22 protein-coding genes are annotated in these 26,212 nt (G+C 51.9%); 15 read left to right on the top strand and 7 right to left on the bottom strand.

The genetic code is table 11. The features are described from left to right. Window positions 1–22: 22 nt before the first annotated feature. A complete protein-coding gene (gene efp, locus BLR00_RS08405) occupies window positions 23–589 on the top strand; it encodes an elongation factor P (protein WP_074631941.1) in 567 nt (188 codons plus the stop codon). A gap of 58 nt (window positions 590–647) precedes the next feature. On the opposite strand, the gene BLR00_RS08400 is transcribed toward efp, so the two are convergent. Beyond that, on the bottom strand, window positions 648–1,472 hold the full coding sequence (locus tag BLR00_RS08400; RefSeq protein WP_074631940.1) for an aminoglycoside phosphotransferase family protein: 825 nt from the start codon (window positions 1,470–1,472) through the stop codon (window positions 648–650). A 41-nt stretch (window positions 1,473–1,513) separates the two neighbouring features. Continuing rightward, window positions 1,514–2,746: an OprO/OprP family phosphate-selective porin gene (locus tag BLR00_RS08395; protein WP_256324089.1), complete on the bottom strand. Its 1,233-nt coding sequence runs from the start codon at window positions 2,744–2,746 to the stop codon at window positions 1,514–1,516. 250 nt (window positions 2,747–2,996) lie between these two features. Between BLR00_RS08395 and BLR00_RS08390 the strand changes: the two genes are divergently transcribed. The 3 genes from BLR00_RS08390 to BLR00_RS16820 all read left to right on the top strand — a co-directional run bounded on the left by BLR00_RS08390 (window position 2,997) and on the right by BLR00_RS16820 (window position 4,783). Then, window positions 2,997–3,320 carry a hypothetical protein gene (locus BLR00_RS08390; RefSeq protein ID WP_074631939.1) on the top strand — a complete coding sequence of 108 codons (324 nt, stop codon included), beginning with the start codon at window positions 2,997–2,999 and terminating at the stop codon, window positions 3,318–3,320. Between the two features lie 373 nt (window positions 3,321–3,693). After that, window positions 3,694–4,035 carry a hypothetical protein gene (locus tag BLR00_RS08385; RefSeq protein ID WP_074631938.1) on the top strand — a complete coding sequence of 114 codons (342 nt, stop codon included), beginning with the start codon at window positions 3,694–3,696 and terminating at the stop codon, window positions 4,033–4,035. Window positions 4,036–4,144: 109 nt separating this feature from the next. Beyond that, window positions 4,145–4,783: a Kazal-type serine protease inhibitor family protein gene (locus BLR00_RS16820; RefSeq protein ID WP_218124313.1), complete on the top strand. Its 639-nt coding sequence runs from the start codon at window positions 4,145–4,147 to the stop codon at window positions 4,781–4,783. 1,813 nt (window positions 4,784–6,596) lie between these two features. Here BLR00_RS16820 and BLR00_RS16640 read toward each other — a convergent pair. Then, window positions 6,597–7,001 carry a hypothetical protein gene (locus BLR00_RS16640; RefSeq protein ID WP_176759953.1) on the bottom strand — a complete coding sequence of 135 codons (405 nt, stop codon included), beginning with the start codon at window positions 6,999–7,001 and terminating at the stop codon, window positions 6,597–6,599. A gap of 429 nt (window positions 7,002–7,430) precedes the next feature. Between BLR00_RS16640 and BLR00_RS08360 the strand changes: the two genes are divergently transcribed. From BLR00_RS08360 to BLR00_RS08350, 3 genes are all read left to right on the top strand, one after another. Beyond that, complete coding sequence (locus BLR00_RS08360; RefSeq protein ID WP_074631933.1) at window positions 7,431–8,138, top strand: PEP-CTERM sorting domain-containing protein; 708 nt, start codon at window positions 7,431–7,433, stop codon at window positions 8,136–8,138. Between the two features lie 125 nt (window positions 8,139–8,263). Beyond that, a complete protein-coding gene (locus BLR00_RS08355; protein ID WP_081346683.1) occupies window positions 8,264–8,923 on the top strand; it encodes a lipase family alpha/beta hydrolase in 660 nt (219 codons plus the stop codon). A gap of 128 nt (window positions 8,924–9,051) precedes the next feature. Continuing rightward, window positions 9,052–10,143 carry an aminopeptidase gene (locus BLR00_RS08350; protein WP_074631932.1) on the top strand — a complete coding sequence of 364 codons (1,092 nt, stop codon included), beginning with the start codon at window positions 9,052–9,054 and terminating at the stop codon, window positions 10,141–10,143. A 14-nt stretch (window positions 10,144–10,157) separates the two neighbouring features. On the opposite strand, the gene BLR00_RS08345 is transcribed toward BLR00_RS08350, so the two are convergent. Further along, on the bottom strand, window positions 10,158–12,119 hold the full coding sequence (locus tag BLR00_RS08345) for a GumC family protein (protein ID WP_074634215.1): 1,962 nt from the start codon (window positions 12,117–12,119) through the stop codon (window positions 10,158–10,160). 604 nt (window positions 12,120–12,723) lie between these two features. Here BLR00_RS08345 and BLR00_RS08340 point away from each other — a divergent pair. Beyond that, on the top strand, window positions 12,724–12,912 hold the full coding sequence (locus BLR00_RS08340) for a hypothetical protein (RefSeq protein ID WP_074631931.1): 189 nt from the start codon (window positions 12,724–12,726) through the stop codon (window positions 12,910–12,912). A 583-nt stretch (window positions 12,913–13,495) separates the two neighbouring features. After that, window positions 13,496–14,302, top strand: coding sequence for a 4,5-DOPA-extradiol-dioxygenase (gene ygiD, locus BLR00_RS08330; RefSeq protein WP_074631929.1), 807 nt, complete (start codon window positions 13,496–13,498; stop codon window positions 14,300–14,302). Window positions 14,303–14,358: 56 nt separating this feature from the next. Here the strand turns inward: ygiD and BLR00_RS08325 are convergent, their stop codons facing one another. Next, window positions 14,359–15,438: an NAD(P)/FAD-dependent oxidoreductase gene (locus tag BLR00_RS08325; protein WP_074631928.1), complete on the bottom strand. Its 1,080-nt coding sequence runs from the start codon at window positions 15,436–15,438 to the stop codon at window positions 14,359–14,361. 160 nt (window positions 15,439–15,598) lie between these two features. On the opposite strand from BLR00_RS08325, the gene BLR00_RS08320 reads away from it, so the two are divergent. Beyond that, window positions 15,599–17,257, top strand: a complete 1,659-nt coding sequence (locus BLR00_RS08320; protein WP_074634214.1) for a nitroreductase family protein — start codon at window positions 15,599–15,601, stop codon at window positions 17,255–17,257. Between the two features lie 95 nt (window positions 17,258–17,352). Here BLR00_RS08320 and BLR00_RS16260 read toward each other — a convergent pair whose 3' ends face one another. Then, a complete protein-coding gene (locus tag BLR00_RS16260) occupies window positions 17,353–17,595 on the bottom strand; it encodes a hypothetical protein (protein WP_143007628.1) in 243 nt (80 codons plus the stop codon). 893 nt (window positions 17,596–18,488) lie between these two features. Between BLR00_RS16260 and BLR00_RS08310 the strand changes: the two genes are divergently transcribed. Further along, window positions 18,489–21,803: an EAL domain-containing protein gene (locus BLR00_RS08310; protein ID WP_074631926.1), complete on the top strand. Its 3,315-nt coding sequence runs from the start codon at window positions 18,489–18,491 to the stop codon at window positions 21,801–21,803. Window positions 21,804–22,003: 200 nt separating this feature from the next. On the opposite strand, the gene BLR00_RS08305 is transcribed toward BLR00_RS08310, so the two are convergent. Further along, entirely contained in the window at window positions 22,004–22,192 is a 189-nt protein-coding gene (locus BLR00_RS08305) for a hypothetical protein (RefSeq protein WP_074631925.1), read from the bottom strand. Window positions 22,193–22,654: 462 nt separating this feature from the next. Here BLR00_RS08305 and ypfJ point away from each other — a divergent pair, with 462 nt between their 5' ends. From ypfJ to BLR00_RS08285, 4 genes are all read left to right on the top strand, one after another. Beyond that, entirely contained in the window at window positions 22,655–23,521 is an 867-nt protein-coding gene (ypfJ, locus tag BLR00_RS08300; protein ID WP_074631924.1) for a KPN_02809 family neutral zinc metallopeptidase, read from the top strand. A gap of 80 nt (window positions 23,522–23,601) precedes the next feature. Then, window positions 23,602–23,916, top strand: coding sequence for a phage protein NinX family protein (locus tag BLR00_RS08295; protein WP_074634213.1), 315 nt, complete (start codon window positions 23,602–23,604; stop codon window positions 23,914–23,916). A gap of 67 nt (window positions 23,917–23,983) precedes the next feature. Continuing rightward, entirely contained in the window at window positions 23,984–25,612 is a 1,629-nt protein-coding gene (locus BLR00_RS08290; protein ID WP_081346681.1) for a phospholipase D-like domain-containing protein, read from the top strand. An 88-nt stretch (window positions 25,613–25,700) separates the two neighbouring features. Beyond that, on the top strand, window positions 25,701–26,198 hold the full coding sequence (locus BLR00_RS08285) for a hypothetical protein (RefSeq protein ID WP_139149195.1): 498 nt from the start codon (window positions 25,701–25,703) through the stop codon (window positions 26,196–26,198). Window positions 26,199–26,212: the final 14 nt, after the last annotated feature.

Genomic DNA, 26,212 nt, shown 5'->3' with positions numbered 1-26,212 from the left:
TCTTTGATTCATTGGAAAAATGATGGCTAAAGTGCTTGCAACAGAAATCCGTGTCGGCAACCTGATCGAATGGGATAAACGCATCTGGCGTGTGCTGAAATGTTACCACGTCCATGTCGGGGGCCGCGGTGGAGCATTCATGCAGGTAGAGATGAAAGACATCGAGGCCGGCACCAAGACCAACCAGCGCATCCGTACCGAAGACAAGGTGGAACGTGCATTCGTCGAGCCGCGTGACATGACGTATCTCTACCAGGAAGGTGATAATTATATCTTCATGGATAAGGAAAACTATGAACAATTAAACCTGTCGCAGGAGTTCCTTGAAAGTCAATATGAATACCTGTTGCCGAACACCGACGTGCAAGTCAATTTTCACAACGAACGTGCCATCGGAGTACAACTTCCAGCCAGCGTCGTACTGACCATTACCGATACCGAACCCAATCTTAAAGGCGCCACAGCCACCAGTTCCTACAAACCTGCCACAATGGAGACGGGACTCGTTGTCATGGTGCCGGCCTTTGTCCTGCAAGGCGAAAAGATCAAGATCAATACTGACAGCGGTGAATATATCGAACGGATGTAACACGTTATTGGCAGAGCAGGCCTGATTCTGGAATGAATCGCCACCGGGGTGATGGCTGTCAGTTTTTGGCCAGTTCTGCCGCCGCCAGCTCTGCTACCCTGAATTCGCTTACGGGGGACTCTCCATCCTGGAGCCACCATGCCGCCGATAATCCTGCCCAGGCGAGTATCCATTGCAGCAATCGCTTACGTTCCAACCCTGCCGCTTCAGCCACCACTCCTACTTGTCGCGTCAGCCGTCCGGCAGCGCTTGCTGTTCTCCCATCGGGGTTGCAGAATAGATTCGCATAATCAAAACCGCGTTCCCCGATAAGGCGTTTTGGGTCAATCGCCAGCCAGCCTCGTGAGCCGAAGTCGAGAATATTTTCATGATGCACGTCGCCATGCAGCACCACAACTTCCTGTGGCGTTTCCAATAATTCACGTGCGGTGGCTGCGCAGACGGTCAGTATGCCTCCATGCTGCGCTGCGGCGAGTACCAAATCCTCGAACCATCGGGTTAATGGGATAAGGTCGAAAGGAGGCCGGTCTATCTGCCGATGGAGAACGGCTATCGCCGCACAGATAATCCGGCTCGCTTCATCGTCACGGCCATTTCTCGCAAACTCGGCAAGTGAAAGATTGTTCTCCGCACGTTCCATGAGCAGCGCCGCATCTTCATGAGCCAGCACCCGGGCAGCGCCTCGTCCAGCCCACCAGGACATCAGGAGACCCCCGAATTTTTCCTCGGCTTCAAGCGCTATCTTGAGCATCGCTGGAGTAGCGCCTTGACGTACCGGCAGAAGCTGGCTACTGTGGGTGATGATGGGGTCACCATCGGGCGTAAGATTCCACCGGCCGAGATAGTCATCAAACTTGAAGAATCCCTGAATAAACCCCTCCATGCAGCATTTGTTGGAAAAATCGGGATGAGTCTTGCCAGCATTTAAAAGCTTAGCTGAGTACGGAAAGAAATTACGGAGAGGGTGTCCTTCCGATCTGGAGTGCCGGCACCAGCATTGCCGATTACAGCGTCGGTAAGATAGTAATTCAGCATGAAGCGCAAACCTTCCCGAACATACCAGTTGGTACCCAGCGTAATGACCTGGACCTGGCATTTTGAAGTGCCGGTGCGGCAAGGGTCCGCGGTCAGGCTCTGATTTAAATTCTCCGCCAGGTCGTAACGTATGGCAAGTTCGAGTGCGCCCCACTTGCTGATCGGTTTTGGCTTGCCAAAGGCCCCCCGCTCTTTCCTGTAAATCGATCTTTCGCCGGTCACAAACCAGCTGGCTTGCACATAGTATGCCTGTACCGTGGAATCCTTCTGCGCCCCGCCTACTACATGCGTGTTGTCAAGCCTTGAATTCGCGTATTCTCCTTGCAGGGTCACCGGTCCGAGGGAGTATGCCGCTTCCGCTTCGAAAGTGAATTGCTTGTTATCGCCTGATGAGCCTATACCGGCGCCTGCGATACCCAAGGATTTACTGATTCCGCGGCGTCCGCCATAAACATCGACGACTTTCGCGGCAAGCGACTCGGAGCTCGCATCATCCACGCTGTAAGAGAACCCAAAGTGAAGAGTATTGCCCTCCTCTGCAAAAGGTACCCAAAAGAGGCGGCCACCATAGCTTGACCCTGCAATCGGCATATCGGTATGCGCCAGGCTCATGATATCTACACCATAGCCAAACTTATTTGCATAGAGGCCCTTGTAACCTACGCCCATCATCCACTGCCTCCCGGCATAGATACCGGTCGATGTGGTGGAAGGACGCTCCATCATGGTAATCTCATTTGAGCTTGCCAATTCCTCCATGCCGCGATAAGGCTTGAACTGGCCGATTGTGAGCTGGCCTGGACCGAGCTTGGCCCCAACCCAAGCTTCACGGAGACTGCCAGGAAAAGTGCCGGCAGCGAAATCGTTCTGGAATTTAAAACTCAGATCATAGTATCTGACCGTCACATCGGTATAGCCGCGGCGGAAGTTGAAACCGCCGTCCGGATGGCTGTCGGGTACTTGGCTACCGAAAGGAGGGTAGCCAGGATTTGGCTTGTCATCGTTGAATGAATGCACGTCGAGATGGGCGCGAGCACCGAAGACCATTTCAAAATTACCATCGTTGGATTTGATCTTGGGGCCGCCTTTGGTTTCAATGGTAAATGCATAAGCTGCAGTCATGTTGATACCCATGAGCAAAGTCAAAGCGCAGTATTTCAGAATATTAAGCGTCGAGCCGGCTGACAAATTAATTTTATTCCGTAATTGATTTCTGCGCATTGAATCCGTGGCCCACCGGAAACAATACGAATCCCTATGATGATGAGTTCCGGCCGCTCATTCCATCCGTGTGCTAGCGCACTGAACAGACAGAAGCACTACCGTATTATCGCTGTCACAGCGATGTCGCTGGATTAAAAAAAGGATAATCATGAAATTCTCTTCAATTTTATCAGCAAAATCATTGGTATTGACCGGTGCATTGATTTTTGCCACAGCCGGGATCGTGCAAGCACAGGGTTATGATCAAGGCGGCACGACACAGAAGCCCTATGATTCCCCGTCATCAGGCACCTCTGGCGGGGATTCAGGCTACGGCACAAAACGTGACGATCAAAAGAGTGGTTATGGGACTGATCGGCGCTCCACGGATAATTCCAGGTATAGCACCGATGGTACTGAAAGATATGATGATAATAAGGACGACAGCGCGGGAACGGACGGTACAGGTCCCAGGCTCAAAGGCCATTATTAGTCTAACTGGTACTACCCGCTACGGGGGGCAGGAAGCAAAATCTCTCCGCCACCCCGCTCGATCCGTTATCTCCTGACGGTTCTATCTTGCAAAGCTGCGATTGCATCCGGAGCGCAAGAAAAGTTGGTGCGGCCATGATCATCAATCAATTGTCATCGGCGACGGTGTCAATAGCTGCATCCAGGAGATAGCGGCAGCTCAATGGCAGAATGGTTAACGGAGTATCCATGCTTCACGAAGGCTTTCCCACGACGACGTTTTCACCGAAATATCGTTTTGGGCTTGCTCAGTGTGCTACCGAACTGAAGAGTTGGAAAACACTGCGTAATCTTTTCAACACAGCAATATCGCTGGATAAATATAAGGAATAGCCATGAAACATTTTTCTATATCGGCAAATCGCTCGCTGGCACTTGCATTGGCGCTGGGTGCCACTTTTAGCATCGGCACGGCTGGCGTGGTACACGCGCAGTACGGTACATCAGAGCAGAGCGGTTCCACAGGACAGAGCGGCTCAGCCGCAAAAAGTGGTCCCGCCAGTTCTAAAGAGGGTATGGATACTGGATATGTCGATCAAAAGAAACGCGTGGAGCGGGGCCAAGATCCCTCATCGCCAAGCAAAAACCCCCATGTACCGGAATTCTCCCGGGATAAGGAAGGCAAGCCGATCAAGGATCCGAAGTACGAGCAAGGAGGACCTATCGGACCAAATTAAGTCACGATTGCTGAAACCCGGCTATTCATTGCCAGTTTCGACGCCATTACGAAAGCGATTAGCTGAGCACACATGGTGATGCATGATGGCGGAAGCGAAACATACAAAAATGTTGATATATGCTTTACTGATGGGATTGGCTTTACTCATCAATACATCCGCTTCCGCGCAAAACAGTAATGAGAGCCGCGCCATTAATATCACCGTCGGCAGCACCCACGGAGGCGTGGATAACGCGGCCTTGCAATTGGTTCGGAAAACAGTCGGCAGGGCCGTGGGTGCTAATACTATCAATATATACTATGTATATTATCCCAGGGTGGGAGGCCCTGCCTCAATGGAAGCCGGATTGTCCGCATGCGTGGAAGCGGCTTTCGATACAACAGCGGAAAAATTCAACGATCTGATCAAGCAATTGCGTTCCATCCATCCCCGTGCAGGAACCTTTCTCAACGTGGAGTTAACCGAACGCTGCAGAGAAATGGAACCGAGCGAGCCATTCAATTGTGGGGGCGTGTTGGGCGCGATATGCTCTGATGCACAGTATTGTAAAATTGGTACCGGGCAATGCAAGATTGCCGAGGCACAAGGAACTTGCAAGATTATCCCTACGATTTGTACTCACGAATACAAACCCGTTTGCGGCTGTGACGGAGAGACTTATGGAAACGAATGCGAAGCAGCGCGCGCTGGTGTTTCCCTCGATCATTACGGAAAATGCAAGATGCCGGAAGAGCTGATGCGGTAACAGACCCAATGACCATGAGGAAAACCGGCGATTCACGGGGATCGGGATGCCGGATGGCTTTCCTCTGAATCAGAGCACCACGAACCGTTCTTCCACCGCCGCGCAGTGAATCTTCCCGGCCACTTGGTACAGCATATGGCGCCGATCCAGTATCTGTTCCAGTCGTACCCCAATAAATCATCCAAAACCACTGTGTTCTTGCTTCCCTGGCTTCATCAGAATTCACCAGGAATCAGGGCTAACAGTCTTAATTCTGGTCATTCCATGCCCTCTTTGTATACCCTCAACTCAATATTTATAAGCGCTGTGAAGACTTTTCAGGAGCGGCTAGAGAGCTTAACTTCCCCCAATATGCTGCGATTAACCTAAATGGCACGCAATATGGATTTAACTGAAAAAAACAAGATTTCTCTTGACATTCCGGAGTAATCCACATTCGTAACAAAAATCACACAATAGCACTGGTCAAACCCGCATGGATCTTAGGCTGTCACATAAGTATCTGTTTATATTTAAATATTTATGAAGTTCAAAAAATGATCAGGTAAGAAAATATTGTTACAGAAGGATAACTTACTCCCCGTGTTCATAGGTTATCAACAAACTTATCCACAGCAATTGTGAACAATAAAATAACAGCCGAAAGCTTAAAATTTTTCCGCCTAACTGACCAATGGACACCCGGGGAGATTAAGCGAATGAGCCAGTCAGCCTTAGAGATTGCTTTAGGGACTGTTCTTGCGAAACACATTGCCAAGAAAACGGCGTACAAAAAAGTGAGGATCGTAGCTCGCCGCGAGGCAGGCTAATCGATTTCCCCCTGACAGGGGAACCAACACCATTGTCTGATGGACTAATATGATTATGCGGTGTGAGCATTGACCCAATCCCTCAAATTACCTTGTTAAGTTCGGTAGCGCACAGTTCTTTTTTATAATCGGATTATTCTCTACAAAAACCTCTGGGTGGAGTTTGCTACATACGGAAAACGGGATTCTTTGTAAGTTTTTTCTTTTGCTTTAAAGGAGGAAAAAAAGTGAATAAGTATCATGATGACGCACTCACGACCTCTTCTTCTGCTCTGCTTGATCACGGCGCGGAAGTCTTTACGAAAAAAATGTTTCGACATTCTCAATCAAAGACTCGGGAATGCTGGAATGATATAGACAAGAATCGACTGGAGAAAAAAACGTTTACGATCAGACCGAGGGTCCGCAGGGTCGAGTTTAACCAGGGCTAGTCCAGAACAGCACGACTCATTATCCGCGACACCCGGCCGCGCAAAATGCGCGGAAATGCCCATTAATAGTAGGTCGATGGCGACGTACGAAAAGCACCCCACAAAACCTGCACCGCCAGTATCGGTACCAAAATGTAAGGAAGTATTTCCGCTGATCTTATTGGAAGACCAGCCGGAAATTTCGCGTCACATGACTATTCTTGGCTATTCTTGAATGGCCAGGGGTCACTTCTATCCAGATCCTTGCTAAACGCCGCCCTCTGTCTTATAAGGAGGTTAGGTCCAGTCGCTATAAATCCCAACGAGCTTCCAGGTAAGATCGGGCAATTTCCAGAAATTCATAGTCGATATCGTTGGGCTCAGCCACACCCGCATAGGGGAAGTATCCACATCCTCATCCGGCTTCCCTCCACACCGACTCGGCATATCTGCAAAATTGCTTAGGCCGGAGCCCCAGTACACGAATCGCTTGCGACACGGTTGGACTGTTGAGCTTTGACTATCGCGGACAGGAACTGCGTGCAAGGAAATGTGTCAAATTTTTATGAGTCGTTTACAGCACATGATTCGGGGTTATTTTTTTATAGTTTGTAGCCCGTCTGATGTTATCGCAACTTGGTCCACATCTTTCAGGAGAAAAGCGAGATGACTAATTGTAACCTGCCACAGCACGAAAATCATACTCATCCACACGGGCCGCAGTGCGGCCATACGGGTATCGTGCACGATGATCATGTCGATTATCTGCATGACGGACATCTGCATCACCAGCACGGAGATCACACTGATGAACATGTAATTGGAGTAACAAGCGACAATCCGGAAAATTGCACGCCCGAACACCTTTGCGCTGGCCATTCGCAGACCCATACACATGGCCCCGGTTGCGGCCATGAAGCAGTGCCGCACGGCGATCATATCGACTATCTGGTCGATGGGCATCTCCACCACCCGCACGATGAGCACTGCGATGATCACGGACCAGTGACACTTGCCTGATCTCTAAAGAATTGCTGCAACAAAACATTGCCAGTTTAGGTGGCAGGTATTGTTACGGCCGGGCCTTTGCTGGCCCCTAATCCCTCCGGGTATGACGACACATGAATTTACCCGATTATATTCATTCGTCATTATTATTACCCAGAAATAGAACGCATCGCTGATTCCCCGCAGCCATGCGGCGCCGACTCCCTCAGCCAGCCGCGCCCGTTCTCCATCCTGTACTTCAGTCCAATAAAAAGCCGAGGCTTGATGTACTTCAGTCCAATTGTGACAGAAATACCGATAAGCCATAGTAACGCATCATTTACCGGTTCTCCAGGCATTCGCTGACAAAGGAAACGGAATTGATAATATCGTTATACAACAATGCCTTATTTGAATTATGAAATTATCGGGAGAACCAGAATGATAAGAAAACTTGCGGCTATTATCGGCATCATGTTTATTGCGCCTGCTCAAGCAACACCTTTGGATACGGCCAGCTGGGCTCACTGGACATCATCAGCGAACGGCAATTTTACCCAGGGATCGAACACCATCAATGTCACCTACGCTGGAAATACGTTTGGAGTAGATTATGGTTCATATATCTATAATGTTCCGACCTCATTTACCAGTGCCGAGGTGACAAATACTCCAGAAACAAATGGAACGCTCCTGATGACCGGTGGTACAAACGAAATAAACGGTTTTCATTTTTCTCAGGCGGTGGTTGATCCCATCATAAGCCTTTTTAGCGTCGGACAATCAGGCTTACCCGTCACGTTCAATTTTCTGAACGATGCGACATTCAGCATAGTAAGCCAGGGGGCAGGTAATTGGGGGGGCGGTTTACTCACCCAGAGCGGCAGTTCCATTACCGGCTGGGAGGGTAATGGACTGCTCAAGTTTATCGGAACTTATACCGACATCCTTTTCACAATTCCTAATTATGAGTATTTTTATGGTGCCACTGTCGGTGCGATAGATGCCATTCCTCCCGCAAGTGTTGTTCCTGAGCCCGCCACATATACGTTGATCTTGGGAGGCATAGGATTAATGGGCTGGACGGCTCATCGAAGAAAGCAAGGCGTCATACTGGACAGCCACAAGAATGCGCCATCTTTTTTGTAAACTTCTGAATAAATTATCGAGATTGCGACCAAAACGAACCCGCGAGGATCCATTCAGAGTTTTTCTATATTCTCATTTGCGCTCATGCTGAGTAAAATACCTTGAAATCAGTCTGAGGAGTAGAATTGACAGGGGCAGCCGCCGATCAAGACACCGTCGTGCTCGTGCATGGGCTGTGGATGCATGGCTGGGTGATGCGATTAATGGGAATGCGGCTACAGCGCTGCGGCTTTCATCCTGTCTTTTTTTCCTATCCTTCCATGCGCAACTCGCTGTCGCAAAATGCGTTATTGCTATCAAATTTTGTTGCAAATATTGCCGCGCCGCGCGTACATTTTATCGGCCATAGCCTGGGTGGTCTTTTGGTACTGCAGATGCTTGCAGAATATCCTCAGCAACGAATTGGCCGCGTTATTCTGGCGGGGAGTCCCTATAACGGCAGTCGCGTGGCGACGAAGCTTTCACGAATCGCACCGGGACGATATATTCTCGGACGCAGCATGCCGCAGTGGTTGAGCCAGGAGATTCCCGAGCGGAATGACCAATGCGAACTCGGAGTGATCGCGGGCCACAAGAGTATCGGCGGCGGCAGGTTGATATCCCGGTTACCGCATCCCAATGACGGTGTGGTGGCGGTTGAAGAAACGAAAATGCCGGGCACAAGCGACGAGATAGTGCTCAACGTGAGTCATTCAGGAATGCTTCTATCCGCCGTATTGGTTCGTCAGGCATGCTCATTTTTACGAGTCGGCCATTTTTTACGTAATCCGGAATTGTCACTCTGAACTTTTGGTTGACCTTTGTTTTCCGTCCATTCTTCAGCGAATTTCCAAATAACGCCATGACGTATAAATCTTGAGCTTCTCTTTTGGTGAGCTTGCTGTAAATACTTTCAACCGGCAGGCTTAGGATTATGGCTTTGAGAATTTCGTGCGCGTTAACGCTTAATATTGCCGTAGGTCTTGCCGTTGTGCTGGGAGGTTGTGCCAATCTCGGCTATTACGCGCAAGCGGTGGATGGTCATCTTGATATCCGGCACCGCACGCGGCCCATTAGTGCGATTATCACCGATCCCGGCACTAACGAGGCATTGAAACGCTCCCTCACCACGGTAGTCAGGCTGCGCGAGTTTGCAATCGGTGAACTTAAACTCCCGGATAATCAGAGTTTTACGACTTACGCTGACATTGGGCGCCCCTATGCAATCTGGAATGTATCCGCCGCCCCGGAGCTTTCTCTGGAGCTTGAGAAATGGTGTTTCGTGGCGGCAGGGTGTGTTAGCTATCGCGGCTTTTTCTCAAAAATTGAAGCGGAACGCTTTGCGGAAGAACTCAGAACAAAAGGTTATGACGTAACGGTCGGCGGAGTCCGTGCCTACTCCACGCTAGGCTGGTTCAAAGAACCTATACTCAATACCTTCCTGGGCTACTCCGATACTGAACTCGCCCAGCTGATATTCCACGAACTTGCACATCAGGTGGTGTATGTGCGCGATGACAGTACTTTTAATGAATCCTTTGCAACCGCGGTCGAACTGGAAGGCATAGGCCGGTGGCTGAGCGATAACGGGACAAATGAACAACGAGCGGCATTTGAGGCGGCACAAAAAAGGAAAGCCGCTTCCGCCGAAATAATGCTGGACTATCGCAAAAGGCTGGAAACACTTTTTGCCTCAGACATGAGTACGGCGGAGAAACGCATAGCCAAGACGGGCATTTATGCCGAGCTACACGAAAAGCTCTCTGGGTTGCAGGCCACCAAAACCGTATCCAGCAACTATGGCCGATGGCTGGCGCAACATCTCAATAATGCGTATCTCGCGTCGATCTCAACCTATACGCGTCTGGTGCCTGCATTCCAGGCGCTTCTGGCGCAGCAGAATGGGAACATGGGTCAGTTTTATGAGATGGTAAAAGAAATAAGTCATTTACCGGAGCCGGAACGGGCTTTGCTACTGCATCAGGCGGAGTCGGGTAGCCAGACCACCGCCAATTCAGGCCCGTAAAAATCAAAACATTGTTAAGTACTCGTAATCAATGCGGGGTGAAAGAGTTCTATTTCGTAGATATGACGGCCTTGTTGTGGCGGTGAATAGGCGCTATAGCCTAAAATGACAGAGGGCTCCAGGTAACCGGTGATTTGTTCAAGATCCGACAGCCGCAACCCCTGCCGGACAAGATAAGTGATATAGCTATGCCGGATGGCTTCGGCGGTAATTCCCTGGGGATCGGGCAGGCCCGAATCCACCGCCGCGCAAACCAAAGCGGCAGAGAGATCGATACGCAATCCCGGATCATCCCAATTCCACGCAGGTTGACCGTCCGATTGCTCAAATAATGATTTAAGCGCCCCACATAGGGGAATGACTCTCGGCGTCTTCCCGATAACCGAGATAGTTGCCGCCTGCAGATCGATCTGACCGGGTTGCAAAGCAGCGGCTTCATCAACGCTCAGCCCGCTGAGTAAAAGACTGATCAGTTGCTTTGCCTTCAGATTTGAAGCATTGAGCAAAACTCTGAGCTGATGACTGGAAAGTTCCCTGGATGAAGGACTCATCAGGGCGTTGTTTGCTTTATGATCTAATGGGATAGACTCGGTCTGGGGGTAATTAGCCAATTCCCGGCTAGGGGGAGAATAGCTATGTATTCCAAAAACCGCTATCGGCGATGGTTGTTCTTCCTTCTTCTGCGTTAAATACTCAAAAACCCAGACACTAAAAAGACCCAGTAAAAAAGAACCCGCTATCGCTATCAGGGCATCTCGGCCATAGTCCGGCCTCACCGGATTTCTGGATTCGTATGCCCGGCTAATCACAGTTACCTGCGGGTATTTTTCTTTTTGTCCGGTTTTGACCTGCACCAGTCGCTCCTGTGTTTCACGGTGAAGCTTTTCCAGACTTTCCAGATCGGTTTTCAATGCATCATGCTTTGCGAATTTCGTGGTGAAAGCCGATGCCTGATGCTTGTGTTCATTCAGTTGACTTCGAATTTCCCGTGCAGTCTGTTGCGCGGCGGCATAAACCACTTCCGCATCGGCCAGAACCACGTCTCTGCCTTCCTGGTGCTTACTTTTGATTGTCGTTTCCAGTTGCTTGATTTGCTCCGGAATAAATTTAAATTCGGGATGCAGATTGATATACTCACGGGTATATCTCTTATCCAGATCCGCCAACTTCTCGCGTAAATTTTGCAAGCGCAATTGGAGCTCGGTCACACTGCCCTTCTCCTCATTCGGGACGACAGTCTTCCCCCGGGAAATGGCCGATTTTATAGCGTCCACATTTGCCCTGGCCTTGACTTCCTCTTCGCTGGCCTTGTTGAGCGAGTCGGTCAGGCCTTTAAGGCGAGCCAATGCTTCATTTTCCTCCCGTCCGGTCGAGGAAATATCATGAGTAGTTCTGAAAGCCTCCAGTTCCGTCCGGGCAAAATCAACTTTATCAGACAGGCCCTTCAATTCGTCTTCAAGAATACGTGTCGTATCGCTTGTCAGTCGTTTGACTTCCTCATTTCGTGCATCAAGATATACATCTATCCACGTGTTGATGAGGATCGGCAAGAATTTTGAATCGGAATCTTCCGCCTGTATTTCAACGAGATTGGTTTCGGAGACGGGTTCGACATGAAGTAGAGTCTGTATATCGGATGTCGTGAGGCGAAGCAGAGATTTATTGGCTGCTTTAAGCCGCGACAAGGTTTCCGCGATCAGTTCATGCCCCAGTAAGACTTGCCTTTGAATAGCAACATGCTGAATATCCGGATCGCCGCTTTCCCGGTCAATTGCGGTCATAGCCGAGGTTAGCAGCGTCGCGCTGCTGCGGTAAATGGCGGGACGGCTATAGTCATAAACCAGGCCGATAGTAGCACTGATTAAAAAGACAACACTGAAAATGCCGAATCTGCGCGATCGATACCAGGGCTTTCCATTCGTGCTTGCAAACGAATAGAAACCCTGAGGTGTGTGCGTATCGCCTCTGTTTTTCATAGCCCGTTCAAACATACGTACCTGATATCCAGGAATAATTCGATAACTCAATCATCGATAATGATAAGCCAATCTATTCGCAACAGGTGGCCTGGCATGGAGGTTCTATATTTTTATACAATGCATAACTTCAGGACTCTTTGTCCACTACGTCCGGCGGGAAACCCCAGCTTCGTAATCACGCTTTACAGCTTGAGTGGATCACGGCAATGAAATGCCACACCAAGAAAAACTTCTGTGCGGTGCCACACAAACAATAACGGCAGATCCAGCGACAATGTACATACGATTTGAAAATAAACCGATTTTTCATATTCCTGTAAAGGTTTTGCTTTAAGGTAGCCGCCGTAAGACCCCGCCCCTTAAGGTAGGTGAATACTTAAGGTAGGCGAATACATTTCTGAATAGGTCCTCTGGAGCGTTATTTGACCACCTTCCGAAAAGCCACCATCAACCGCCTCGTGCGCACAGTACCAGGAGATTTTTTGCGTTCGAATAGTTTATATCCGCCAATCCGCCAACTCTTCTCTGGTGAAACCGCTACGGAATCGCGCACCATAATTACCCTTTTCTGCTCGTTTGCGCTTAATTAAGGATCAAGAGAATGAAAGTAAATCCCGATCAAGAAACACCTTGCGTCACTGTGGTCCCGTTCGACTGCAGGTCAGCGGCTTTCAGGCAGAAAATGCTTAGCCATTATCAAGCAAATGGCCGGAAATCCGGAACGAATATTGAAGAAATTACAGGAAAGAAAAAAAACGACTCGGTGATATTGTTGAAGAAAATCGCCTGACTGCACCTTGCACGAATCTTGCATCATCGTATGACAATCGTTATGCTTCTATCAGAAGGCTGTTTATAATTCCTTAATCCATTGTAAGCCCTGCTGTTGACCGCTCATTTGTCGGTCTAGCACTATGAATGGTAGAGAATGTGTGTGCCATGCGACTCTTACCTTTTGAGTGAGCTCACTAGCGGCGGATATCTGCTTTTTGCGGCGCATGCCCGCGTTGTTCGCAACGCCGTACCCTGTACCCTCAAAAACCGCGCACTTCACCTCATCCAACTACCGAATTCAGGGTCATTAGGGTCTGTTAACACTTATTTCGCACCCGCGTTGCTACACAAAAAACGCGGAGGCAAGGCGCGAAGCGCAGACCATAGTGGGCCTATGGTCAAGCTTTGCAACGCGGCATCCGCGTTTTTTGTGCGCAACCCGAAGGGACGGGACGGATTTCATCCAGCCCTTCGTTACTCGCCGCTTACGGAGGCCTGCTCCGCCGCACGGCTCATGCCTCGTGCTGGATGAAATCCGTCACCGTCGCGGGTGCGAAATAAGTGTTAACAGGCCCTAATATCATAATCTTGGAAGGCTAATGAGCCGCTATCCGTCCCTATCCGCCATTATGCCCGCAATTTTCGTGGGGCATGGCAATCCCATGAATGCGCTGTCCAACAACGCCTATACCGCGGCATGGTCGGTTTTGGGTGCCTCGCTTCCCAGACCCAAAGCGATCCTTTGCATCTCGGCACACTGGTATGTGCGACAAACAGCCATCACGGCAATGGCAAAACCACGGACCATCCATGACTTTGGTGGATTTCCTCCAGAACTTCACCGGGCTCAGTATCCCGCGCCAGGCTCCCCTCTGCTTGCCGCGGAAGTGGCCGACCTGCTCATGCCGGCCGTGGCCACGATGGATACTGGCTGGGGTCTGGATCATGGAACCTGGTCCGTCCTCATGCACATTTTCCCCAATGCCGACATTCCAGTCGTTCAACTGAGTATCGATGAAACCCAGGAAGCAATCTGGCATTACGATATCGCCCGGCGCCTGGCACCATTGCGCGAGGCGGGAGTACTTATTCTGGGCAGCGGAAATATCGTGCACAATCTCCACGCTTATTCATGGGGAAATCACAAGGTTGAACCGTACGATTGGGCGCTTCGATTCGAAAATGTAGTACGGAAGGCGTTAAGCTCAGGTGACTCGGATGATTTCCAGTCGCTTATCGAATATGACAAGCTGGGGGAGGATGCAAAACTGTCCGTTCCCACGCCGGATCATTATTTGCCGCTGCTCTACGTTCTAGCGCAGCGGCAAAAAGGGGAAGAAACAAGTTTTCCGGTGGAAGGATTCGACGGAGGTTCAATTTCCATGCTGGCGGTAAAAATCGGCTAAAAAGGCGGGTAGCGTAAAAACCGCACACTCCACCCTGTCCAACTACCGGATTTAAGTTAAAGGCTCCCATAGTGGCGAGCTGCCGCTTTACCGTGTTGACTGGCGCGCTCACGTATCGCATCTTCATACTCCGCAAATACCTCGTGCTTCGCTGCCTCTTTTCCCGTCTCCCGCATTGCCTCCAGCAGCGCATGCGCACCCAGTTGCGCAGATTCGATCGCCAGCTCGATTCCCATGCCGCTAAGGGGATCAGGCGCATAAGCCGCGTCGCCGACAGCAATCCAGCCATTCCCGGCCGCCTTGCTGAATGCACGCGCGCCAGCCATGCGTCCGGTTATGCGCGGGTTAAGCTGGGCGTCCGGACCGCCGAGCAGGGGAGCAAGCAGCCGCGTGCGGCGAAGCTCCCCAAAAAAAAATTCCCGCAAGGATACTCGCCGCCGTTTGATCTCATCACGACTGGTGCAAAAGCCGGCAAAATGACCGCCATCCCCGGTGGGCAACGCATACCACCAGCCGTTATCCCTGGCCTCGATGTAGAGTGCATGATCTGGCACGCCGGAGAGCGGACTTAATGGCGCCATCAGCGCAATCTGTGATGATTCACTCAGCGGTGGCGGATCGAAAAAGCGCGCCGCCGCGCGGCCTGTCGCAAGAACCAGAAAACGGGCACATACTGGATCGCATTCAGCTTCCCCCGAGCGTAGCGAGAGCTGCCATTGGTCATTGCCGCGTTCAATATCAGCGACTTTGGTGGCGCCAATTACTGACACGCCCGCCGCCTCCGCCAGATCGCGCAACGCCTGGTCGAAAAGCGTACGCTCCACCGCGACACCGGGGCCCCATGGATTAAACATCGCGCTCAATGTAACCGGGTCGGGCGTGCCCCACAGCGATATTGTTTCATGGACTTCCACACCCCCTGCTCCGAAGATATCCTGCCGGAAAAAACCAGGGCAATACCGTTCAATCATACGACGTGCACGACCGGACACGAGCTCGATACCGCCTGTGCTGTAGCCATCCCAATGCACCAGGCTTACACGCGCGCCGCCGTGCGCAAGCGTAAGCGCACATATTCCACCCGCCGGCCCGCCTCCCGCGACAACGACATCAATGTTCTGGCTACTCCCGGACATGATCAGATAATAATGAGTGAGTTAATCAGTAAGTAAACCGTAGGCTACCCTATCCCGAGATATCGTTAGCACGCTGGCAAATAGCTTATTCTCTACTAATGTGGTCTCATACGAAAGAAACTTGATATGGCGGTTTGCATTTGATAAAAATCAGGCATCCATGACCAACCCAGAGATCGGCCTAGATACCCAGCGATGGCAGGCATTGCTTGAATACCACGAATGCAGCAAGCACCATCTCTATCGATACGCGCCCGGCCCCGGCGCGCTCGATTGGGTAAATCAGCCAAATCCATTCCGGGAATTCCGCGATGCGCCGCGGGTTAAGCTTCCTTTGGCGGCGGATACCCTCGGCACACGATACAACGACATACGCCGCGGTCAACTACCCCCGCCAAGCGATTTTAATGTCAACAACCTTGCAATTCTTTTCGAACTCTCGCTAGGTCTCTCGGCATGGAAGCTGCAGGACGGCAACAGATGGGCGCTGCGTTGCAACCCCTCGAGCGGAAACCTGCATCCTACGGAAGGCTATATGCTATGCCCGTCCCTGGTAGGTTTGCCGGCAGGTGTCTATCACTATTTGAGCCGCGATCACATGCTTGAACAACGTACCGTGGTCACTGATCCGCGATGGGGTGAGGTGTTTACGGGTCGTGGCATCCTGATTGGCCTGACCTCAATTCACTGGCGTGAAGCATGGAAATATGGCATGCGTGCCTGGCGGTACTGCCAGCATGACTGCGGTCATGCCATTGCCGCGGTGAGCTACGCAGCGGCGGCCCTTGGATGGCAAACCCGGCTGGTTTTTTCAGCGGCGGACGATGAGATAGCCACTTTGCTGGGACTGCACCACCACAAGGATATCAGGTCTGCCGCCGCATCTGCTGAACAGGAAGCAGCCGATGTTCTGCTCTGGGTCGGTGATGCCGATAAGCCGCCTGATCTGGGACGTCTACTGCAAGCCCTGCCGAAAAGCCAGGATCATGCCGAATGGTATGGACGCGCAAATCTTTTGAGCACAGCCCATGTGCCATGGCCGGATATCGATTCGATTCATCATGTAACACATAAGCCTCATACTCCCCATGGACATGAGTCGCATGGACCTGCCCAGCCCTACCCTGCCTGCAAAGCCGATCCTGCCGCTGACCTGAGTTTCTCCCGGATTGCGCGGCAGCGCCGTAGCGCGACATCCTTCGACAGCACTACGCACATTCCGGCGCCGGTTTTCTTTAGTATGCTGAAGTCTCTGATGGCAAGCCACTCCACACCACCATGGAATTCGCTGGCCTCATTCCAGGTCAGGGTGCATCCTGTCTTTTTGATACATCGGGTGACTGGCCTCAAACCGGGACTATATATATTCCTGCGAGATCCGGCGATCCTGCAGGACATGAAGCGAGCCATGCGTGCCGACTGGCTGTGGCAGAAGACCGGCCCGGACCATCTGCCATTATATCTGCTGCTCGCCCATGATCTGCGCGACATCGCAAAGTTGATCTGCTGTCACCAGAACATTGCCGCCGACTCCTGCTTTGCGCTGGGAATGCTGGCACCGGTCTCAATCGCCGCAAATGAACCATGGCGCTACCGTCACTTTTTCTGGGAGTGCGGGATACTCGGTCAGGTGCTATATCTCGAAGCCGAAGCGGCCGGCATACGCGCTACCGGTATTGGCTGTTTTTTCGACGATGAAATGCACGCGCTGCTTGGAATCAAAAACCACTCCTGGCAGAGCTTGTATCACTTCACTGTGGGCGGCCCAATTGAAGACTCTCGCCTGACAACCCTGCCCCCCTATGATGCACGGGACTGACCGCCGCACCCCGGCTTCGGGTGCTGCGAGGAAAAACAAACTCTGCAATACTCAAGCCCCTTAACTCCGGTTATTACGGCCAAACCCTAGTCAATCTACCTTGCCACGAAAGGCGTTGTCAGCGCAAAGTCGCGCTCACCCGGGATAAAGACGTTACAGCTATGTTCCACCCCTTCGTGGATCGCCCGGATCGTGGCAACGACCGCGTTATCCGCCTCTCTGGCGATAGGAATCCGCAATGTCTCCGTGTTTAATTTGTAGCCAACCGGTAAAATTCTGTGGGTATCAGCACCCTCGAACTTCGAAACCGCACCTCTTGTCAGGAAGGAATGCTGCACGTGGGGTTGTAAAGAATCAGTGCTTATCCAATTGACATTCAGCATAATCTCTTTATTCTGTGGCGTGGCCCAGCATGTAAGGCCTTCACGCTTTCGCATGCATGCGGACCATGCATTTGCCACAGACTGGGAAACAGCCTTCTGCATCAAAAACTCAGCCGCCCTGGATGAGTCCGCCAACGAATTCTTCGAACAGTACGCGCTCTTCCATTGATTGAATCGATCTTCGTTCAATGAACTATCGGAGGAATGCCTGCCTGAATGTGCGCCGCTTTCACTTTGGCTAAAAAGTCCATAAGAAAAACCAACCGAGTCATCGGTACCGGATTGCTGTACGCGGTTTACCGCTTGCCGGGCTTGCTGAAACTTTGATGAACACAGCTCCGCGTACATCGCTTGATCTCTAAATCGAGCGTTACTCCTGGCGTAGTCATTGTAAAATCCCTCCGCGAGAATTTTTCGGCAAGAATCCACAACAAATGCCCCGGCGGGCGAAATGTGCAGAATACATGCAAGGACAATAATCCGGCTGGCTACAATAATCCCAAGTTCGGCGGCTGACCGTTCATTTATCAGTTTGGCGCTATGATTCATAACGATATTTTTTTACCACTTGATCTTCAATTTTTGAGTGGGTTCGTTACAACTCCCGGATCAGGATATTCTGTTCTTCATCGCCATCCTCCACAAGAGGCTATAAAGTATAAAATGCAGCCGCATATAATTCAAACATCGTTTTCGGCTGGCCCTGTACTGAGTTTCGCCGGCTTGAGCAGATAAATAATCAAATTCGAATATAAATCGTTCAACACCCAAAAAATTCTTATCATCGGAATTTACCAAGCTTCATTCTGAAACCCAATGATACTTTCTCATTCCACAGCCGTTAAATAATGCGTCGTCCTCCATGGGTGATCATTTTGCTCTATGCCGCCCTTTCCATACTTTGGCTGGGGGTCGCAGGTTATTTGATTTCGCTTACCGTTGACGATCCGGTTCTGCGGGGTCGCGCCTACGTAGCGAGAGAACTGATGCTTGTCGTGATGAGCAGCGGCCTGTTTTATCTCCTGCTCAAGCTGGGACGGGAACGTACAGACGCTGCTAGTCTAGAAGCAAGTTCTGATTCGGATTACTTTTGGTCGAATCGATTGCTGTTCATTTTTGCTGCTCTGGCGAGCGTGGCCCCCTTGGTAAGCATCGGCATCATCAAGGTATATGGTCCGGAGATGGAACGCAAAGCCTACGCTGATCTACAAACGATCGTTGACCTCAAGGCGGAGCAGGTCGAACTTTGGTTGACGGAGCGGCACCGTGATGCGGAAGCAATAGCGGTGAGTCAGGCACTCATCGAGCGGGTTGCGAATACGCAGAAGAAAATAGATGCACACCTGCACCAGCTCATCCGCAACCGATTGGAGGCTGTTCAAAAAGCTTATAGTTACGAGTCAGTACTGCTGCTGGACACGGAAGGTCAACTCTTGCTGACACCCGGAGAAAAATATGAGCTGCCGGCCGTTACCAAAGCATTGCTGCCGGCAGCGTTGGAGACCAAACGGATACAGAGCAGCGACCTGTTCCTGGATGAACGCGGAATAGCCCGGCTGGATATCATAGTGCCTCTGGTTCCCCAGGCAATTAGCCAACAGGCTATCGCTGTCGTGGTTTTGCGCGCGAATCTCGGGCGATTTCTGCTACCGCTTGTCGGAAAATGGCCAGTTAATAGCCTCAGCGCGGAAACCCTGCTGGTACGTCAGCAAGGTGAAACGATTGCCTATCTTAATAGCTGGCGCCACCTGAAAAATCCTGCCCAGCAGGCCGCCGATCGGGACCGCCAGTCAGTTATTGCCAGCAAAGACGTACCGGCCGCGGCTGCCGCACGCGAGCAACACGCCGGCACATCTTCCGGAATCGACTATCGCGGGGAACTCGTCTTGGCCGCGTTCCGGCCTATGACAGGCACCGGCTGGCACCTGCTATCCAAAATTGACCGCAGCGAAGTATTGGCGCATCTTTGGACCCTGGTATTCTGGGTCAGTATGGCCATTTTACTAGCCATCGCCGCGGTAAGTGGGGCGGTATGGCTACTATGGCGTCAGCAGCGGCGCGCTCACCAATTGGCGCTGCTTGTCCATACCGCGGAACAGGACAAGCTGCTCAAGTATTTTTATGAATTGCCATTCATTGGTATGGCAATTACCTCCCCCGATAGCAAGCGGTGGCTGCGGTTCAACGACCGGTTATGCGAGATTCTCGGATATTCGCGCGAAGAACTTGCCGTCAAGAACTGGGTAGAGATGACGCACCCCGACGATATCGAAAAAGACATCGTTGAATTCGAAAAAGTCATACGCGGGGAATCGGAAGGTTATACGATGAACAAGCGCTACATCCGAAAGGATGGCTCGATTGTCATTGCGAATATTAGTGTCAAATGCGTGCGCACGAATGATGGCAAGGTGAATTACTTCGTTGCCATGATCCGTGACATCACCGAACAGGAGCATCGGAAGACTGAAGCCCTGGCGGCACAAAGCCAGCTTAAAGCCACGCTGGACGCAATCCCCGACCTGCTGTTCGAGCTCGATCTGAATGGACGCTGCCACGACTATCATTCCGCACGCACCGATTTGCCGACTGCACCTGTTGAAGATCTGCTCGGGAAAAAAATTTCTGACATCCTTCCCTCCGCCGCAGTGGATATTATTGCATCGGCATTGCTGGAAGCCCAGGAAAAAGGCCTGTCGTCCGGCAAACAACTGGAATTGGAATTTGCCCAAGGCAAGCTGTGGTTTGAGCTTTCAGTTTCCCGCAAGCATGTTGATTCCGGTCACGACCCACGTTTCATTGTCCTTGCGCGCGATATTACCGAACGCAAGGCGTCGGAACAGCGTATCCTGAATCTCGCTCACTACGATTCGCTCACCGGACTTCCCAACCGCGCACTACTCGCAGACCGCATGCGGGTCGCGATTAAGTACGCCGAACGGCAATCTACTCGTCTCGCTGTATTGTTCGTCGACCTTGATCGATTCAAGCCGATCAATGATTCGCTGGGACATGATATTGGTGACCAATTGTTGAAGGCGGCCGCGCAACGTATGCAAATGTCAGTGCGCAGCGTTGACACTGTAAGCCGCGTGGGCGGCGACGAGTTCGTTGTTCTCTTGAGCCAAATCGGGACGACGGAGGATGCCGCGCGTGTCGCCGATAAGCTTATCACAGGACTATCGCAGCCATATGGAGTCGAGGGACATGAACTGCAGGTAACCGCGAGTGTCGGGATCTGCATCTATCCGGATAACGGGACGCAGCCCAATGTCCTGCTGCGTAATGCCGACGCCTCGATGTATAGCGCCAAGGAAGGAGGCCGGAACCGGTACCAGTTCTATTCCGAGGATATGACAGTGCGGGCAATCGAACGGCTCAGTCTTGAGCACGATCTGCGCGGAGCCGCCCAGCGCGGCGAAATCTTTATGGTGTATCAGCCGCAGATCGAACTTGCAACCAACCGCATCATCGGTGCGGAGGTGCTAATGCGCTGGCGGCACCCGACGCAGGGATTAATCGCACCGGCGCGCTTTATTCCTATCGCGGAAGACAGCGGACTGATCCTCGTGATCGGCGAATGGATACTGGTTGAAGCTTGCCGGCAGGCGCAGCAGTGGCGTGACCGTGGTCTCCTTGATGCAAGCGTCTCAGTGAATGTTTCGGCGATCCAGTTTCGCCAAAACGACTTCGTGAGGGTTGTGGAGCGCGCGATTAATTTATCTGGCATATCCCCGGACTGCCTGGAACTTGAGCTCACTGAAAGCGTGGTAATGCAGGGAATCGACTCAACGGAGCAAAAGTTGCAGGAACTGGATGCCTTGGGGGTAAAGGTGGCAATCGACGATTTCGGCACCGGCTACTCAAGTCTCTCATATTTGCAGCAATTTACGGTTGACCGCCTTAAGATCGACCAGTCTTTCGTGCGCGACCTGCCAGGCAATATCGATGCTGCAGCCATCGCAACCGCCATTGTGGCGATGGGACTCAGTCTCGGCTTACGTATCATCGCCGAAGGTGTAGAGACTGAAGCGCAGGCGGAATTTCTGCAGAGCGTCCTATGTAAGGAGGGCCAGGGCTATCTGTATGCTCGCCCCATGGAGGCGGATGAGTTTGAAGCATGGGTTGCGGCATGGGAGCAGCAGGTAAAAAACAAATCCTGATCGCGCCTTCCTGGTTACGTGGTTATCACGCCGCCATGGTCGTGCTTTTCGCAATACCCGCGTGATCCCCAGAAGTGATGTGGGCATCTTTGCGACCCTGTTTCGCGCCAGCACGCCCTGTTGACGGCTTGACGCAGGATGCGCGCATCAGCTCGCAGACCACCATGCCATCATCCTGGGATCCGGTGAAAATATCCGGGCTAATCCTTCTTTTCCGTACTACTATCGGTACCCTCCTTCTTGACGGGACTCTGCACCTCATAGCCCTTCTCTTTCATTTTGTATCCGCCATATGCGCCCGCCCCACCCGCCGCGAGCAGCCAGCAGCCCGATAGCATCGGGATCACGAGCAAGAGCATTCCCATGCGAATTAGTTTCCCTGTTTTCATTATGACTCCTGAAAAATTTAGCAAAGTTGTACTCCGATCACGGATATATTGATGCGCCGATATCACGCTCGAGACGAATAAGTATATTCGTATAATCGCGCATGGTAAATCCTGAAGACGAATCCCGTAGGCAAATCCAGGGCAATCTTTTCGAAGGCTCTGAACATGTTCTCAATGGAAATCGCCCGTGCTCTGCTGGCAAACCGGTAGATTTATTCAAGGCATGAAGATCTGAATTCTGGAGCCGCCGCCGCTGATCACCTCATCTTGTTTCATCACGATAATTTGATAATTCATTGCGCTCAAAAATAGCGCTTTACATACTGGTACATGTTGCGTCAATATTTTTGTTCGCGCACTTGGCTCGAATGGGTGGCGAATGAGTTTTCGTATAATCTTGAATTTTTGAAGCTCCGTCCATGTATCCTGTCAGTTGCCCATACATTATCTAAGGAATCAAATATGAAATGGGAAGGCCACCGTCAAAGTGACAATGTCGAGGATCGCCGAGGCTCCGGTATGGGGGGTTTCGGCATGGGTGGGCGTCGCATTGGAATCGGCACCATTGTTGTGGCATTGCTGGGGGGATGGATATTCGGCATTGATCCGCTCACTATGCTGAGCGTCATGTCTGGTGGAAGCGGCATGATCCAGGAACAGGGCCCCGCGCCCGCGCCTCCACCCGGCGACACGCCCGCGGCCTTTGTTTCAACCGTGCTGGCGGATACCGAAGACGTCTGGACAAGCGTGATGCGACAGAGTAACGGCACCTATCGCGCACCCAAGCTTGTGCTGTTTCGTGGAGCCGTAATGACTTCCTGCGGGCGGGGAAGCGCAGCGATGGGCCCGTTCTATTGTCCGGAGGATCAGAGAATCTATATCGACCTTGATTTCTTTGACACGCTGGCGAACCGGCTGGGAGCGGGCGGCGATTTTGCACAGGCTTATGTCATCGCGCATGAGGTCGGGCACCACGTTCAAAATCTTCTTGGCATTTCCGGAGAAGTAAACCAAATGCGCGGACGCATGCCTGAAAAACAGGCCAATTTATTGTCGGTTCGCGTTGAACTGCAGGCCGACTGCTATGCGGGGGTATGGGCACATCATTCGCAGAAGTCAAAGGGATGGCTGGAACAAGGCGATATCGAAGAGGCACTGAATGCCGCCGCACAGATCGGTGATGACACATTGCAACGCAAGGCACAAGGCACCGTAGTGCCTGAAAGCTTTACCCATGGTACAGGTAACCAGCGCGTGGACTGGTTCAAGCGTGGCCTTCAAAGCGGAAATGTCGCGCAATGCAATGCGCTGGAAGTGAGACAATTGTAATTCTATTGAAAAGCAAATCCTGTCTGAAAAAATTAATCCCGTTTAATAATTTCAAGAATTTCCATACGGAGCGCGCAACCATGAAAGTATCCGAGCTTAAAGATGAACTGCTCGACTATTGGGTGGCAAAGGCAAACGATGTAGCGGATGTGCACGTAATCGATTCGCATTGCCTCATTGATCATGTCCGCTGGGAGCCCTCGGTTGACTGGTCTCAAGGCGGACCGATCATAGAAAAGGAGGGAATAAACCTCAATCATAGCCTGGAACCGGGTTCGGAGCACTGCACGGCTTACATGAGATCCGGCAGGCATCGGCAAAAAGGATTAACCCCCCTGATTGCCGCCATGCGCTGCTATGTTGACTCCAAATTCGGCGAGGAAGTCATCGACTAAGTGCCTGTGACATTCGAAAAGCGGGAACACGTGTGCTGCGGATCACACACGCCTGGAGCAATAACAGATGGCTAAAACAAAACTTAAGGAACATCCTCGCGAGGCGATGTCCGCAACCCGCATTCTGGCCGCGCAAGCCTTCTCGCGCGCGGCCGGGGCTCCGCTCGTACATGGAAACAGCATCCGGCTTCTCAGGGATGGGGATGAAAACTATCCTGCATGGCTTGATGCGATTAACTCAGCCGAAAAAACCATCTATTTCGAGAACTATATTATCCACGACGATAAAATCGGCCGGCAGTTTGCCGACGCGTTTATTGCCAAGGCGAGAGAAGGTATCAGGGTAAGAGTACTTTACGACTGGATGGGATCATTTCCGGAAGCATCCGGCGGCTTCTGGCGGCGCCTGAGCGATGGAGGAGTGGAAGTTCGATGCTTCAACCCGCCACGCCTGGATAGCCCGCTGGGCTGGGTAAGCCGGCTCCACCGGAAATCCCTTTGCGTGGATCATCGCGTCGCATTTATCAGCGGATTATGTGTGGGTCAAATGTGGGTGGGCTATCCGGAACGTAAGGTACCGCCCTGGCGGGACACGGGTGTCGAAGTCAGCGGCCCGGTCGTAGCCGATGTGGTACAGGCATTTTTCCGCGCCTGGGCCGAAACCGGACCCGAATTGCCGGCGGACGAACTACCGGACCGGGACTCGATTCCCGCGACGGGTATGGTGGATTTAAGGGTGCTGGCCAGTATCACGGCAACGGCGGGATTATACCGCCTCGAGCAATTGATCACGGTTCTGGCACAAAAAAAACTCTGGCTTACCGATGCCTATTTCGTCGGCACTACCAGCTATGTGCAAGCGCTGAGAGGCGCGGCAATGGATGGCGTGGATGTCCGGTTACTGATTCCGGGGTCGAACGGCGATTTGAGATTCCTGCGGCCGATCTCGCGTGCCGGTTACCGTCCGTTGCTGGAAGCCGGTGTGCGTGTATTCGAATGGAATGGATCGATGCTGCATGCCAAAACAGCCGTGGCCGATGGCCGATGGGCACGCGTAGGATCAAGCAATCTTAACATCGCGAGCTGGCTCGGCAATTGGGAATTGGACGTAGCGGTGGAAGACCCGGGGTTCGCGCACGAAATGGAACAAATGTATTTACGGGATCTGAACAACGCGACGGAGATCGTACTCGGCAGAAAGAACCGTGTCCGGCCGGTGGCGATGACTGAATCAACCGCCCCCGCTCCAGTCTTGAGCAGCGGCCTGGGGAGACGCAGGGGCGGCAGCGCGAGCCAGCTGACAGCAGGCGCCATCCGCGTCAGCAATACCGTCGGAGCCGCCCTCACCAGCCGGCTTGTCCTCGGCGCGGCCGAGGCGAAAATCATGATGTCCGGCGGCGTCATTTTATTAAGCGTGGCTGCGCTTGCGTCGCTGGAACCATTGCTGGTGACGGTCCCTTTTGTGCTGATTGCGGGCTGGATCGGTATTTCGCTGCTGATCCAGGCCTACCATTTGCATGCAAGTACGGATAACGGCACAGTATCCGATAACATCGATGACAGAATCGAGCCATTCATATCGCGCGATGAGCCATTCGATGAGGCACTTCTTGAGCCACCCGCTGAGCACTCCTTGGACCAGGTGCCCTCAAAACGCTCCCTGAAAAATCCCGTGACTATACATGGGCCGGATTAGCGTGGCGTAACCCGGCAATTTGATCGATAATCGCTTAAACGAATTAATCAATCAGGAAGTATTTTTCCCTCTTCAGGAGAAAAATCCCATGGGACTATTTCACCGGGATACTGACTCTGCCCGTCAGACCGATACCGTCACTCCTATCCGAAAAATGGTTCAAAGTCCGCTCACCTTGATCATGACCATCCGCTCACCCGAGCACTTCCAGGCGCTCAATGCGCGCATACTCGAAATTCAAGCCGCTCCGCCGGAAAAAAATCCCATCTGGATTGCCCTCGATAAGCTCAGGATCGTGCATTTCGCACGTTTTGTATTTCTCGAAAATAATACCAAGCTCGCCATCATCACAACATATGACGGGTCGTTCGAAGACTACCTCAATGAATTCATCGACGAGATCGGCGATGTTTTCAACGCGCTACTCCAGCACATGGAGGGCGCGCCGCCATTGCCTGTTCAACAAAATCGCGACGCCTTCGGGGACTACATCAAGGCCAACAACCTGGGGAGCATTGAACCCTTCTACAGCGCCTATCCTCAAGCCACAGTGCTGGATATCCAGGCGGCCCTCGGTGAGATTTGACCGAATCCGGGATT

Source organism: Nitrosospira multiformis (genome assembly GCF_900103165.1).
In the GTDB taxonomy this organism is placed as follows: domain Bacteria; phylum Pseudomonadota; class Gammaproteobacteria; order Burkholderiales; family Nitrosomonadaceae; genus Nitrosospira; species Nitrosospira multiformis_D.
This window is presented reverse-complemented; position numbering and strand designations above follow the sequence as displayed.

Excerpts from the sequence above, each read along its gene's own strand:
- efp (WP_074631941.1), top strand. The coding sequence starts at position 23 with ATGGCTAAAGTGCTTGCAACAGAAATCCGTGTCGGCAACCTGATCGAA.
- BLR00_RS08400 (WP_074631940.1), bottom strand. The coding sequence starts at position 1,472 with ATGGAGGGGTTTATTCAGGGATTCTTCAAGTTTGATGACTATCTCGGC.
- BLR00_RS08395 (WP_256324089.1), bottom strand. The coding sequence starts at position 2,746 with ATGACTGCAGCTTATGCATTTACCATTGAAACCAAAGGCGGCCCCAAG.
- BLR00_RS08390 (WP_074631939.1), top strand. The coding sequence starts at position 2,997 with ATGAAATTCTCTTCAATTTTATCAGCAAAATCATTGGTATTGACCGGT.
- BLR00_RS08385 (WP_074631938.1), top strand. The coding sequence starts at position 3,694 with ATGAAACATTTTTCTATATCGGCAAATCGCTCGCTGGCACTTGCATTG.
- BLR00_RS16820 (WP_218124313.1), top strand. The coding sequence starts at position 4,145 with ATGTTGATATATGCTTTACTGATGGGATTGGCTTTACTCATCAATACA.
- BLR00_RS08360 (WP_074631933.1), top strand. The coding sequence starts at position 7,431 with ATGATAAGAAAACTTGCGGCTATTATCGGCATCATGTTTATTGCGCCT.
- BLR00_RS08350 (WP_074631932.1), top strand. The coding sequence starts at position 9,052 with ATGGCTTTGAGAATTTCGTGCGCGTTAACGCTTAATATTGCCGTAGGT.
- BLR00_RS08345 (WP_074634215.1), bottom strand. The coding sequence starts at position 12,119 with ATGAAAAACAGAGGCGATACGCACACACCTCAGGGTTTCTATTCGTTT.
- BLR00_RS08340 (WP_074631931.1), top strand. The coding sequence starts at position 12,724 with ATGAAAGTAAATCCCGATCAAGAAACACCTTGCGTCACTGTGGTCCCG.
- ygiD (WP_074631929.1), top strand. The coding sequence starts at position 13,496 with ATGAGCCGCTATCCGTCCCTATCCGCCATTATGCCCGCAATTTTCGTG.
- BLR00_RS08325 (WP_074631928.1), bottom strand. The coding sequence starts at position 15,438 with ATGTCCGGGAGTAGCCAGAACATTGATGTCGTTGTCGCGGGAGGCGGG.
- BLR00_RS08320 (WP_074634214.1), top strand. The coding sequence starts at position 15,599 with ATGACCAACCCAGAGATCGGCCTAGATACCCAGCGATGGCAGGCATTG.
- BLR00_RS08310 (WP_074631926.1), top strand. The coding sequence starts at position 18,489 with ATGCGTCGTCCTCCATGGGTGATCATTTTGCTCTATGCCGCCCTTTCC.
- BLR00_RS08305 (WP_074631925.1), bottom strand. The coding sequence starts at position 22,192 with ATGAAAACAGGGAAACTAATTCGCATGGGAATGCTCTTGCTCGTGATC.
- ypfJ (WP_074631924.1), top strand. The coding sequence starts at position 22,655 with ATGAAATGGGAAGGCCACCGTCAAAGTGACAATGTCGAGGATCGCCGA.
- BLR00_RS08295 (WP_074634213.1), top strand. The coding sequence starts at position 23,602 with ATGAAAGTATCCGAGCTTAAAGATGAACTGCTCGACTATTGGGTGGCA.
- BLR00_RS08290 (WP_081346681.1), top strand. The coding sequence starts at position 23,984 with ATGGCTAAAACAAAACTTAAGGAACATCCTCGCGAGGCGATGTCCGCA.
- BLR00_RS08285 (WP_139149195.1), top strand. The coding sequence starts at position 25,701 with ATGGGACTATTTCACCGGGATACTGACTCTGCCCGTCAGACCGATACC.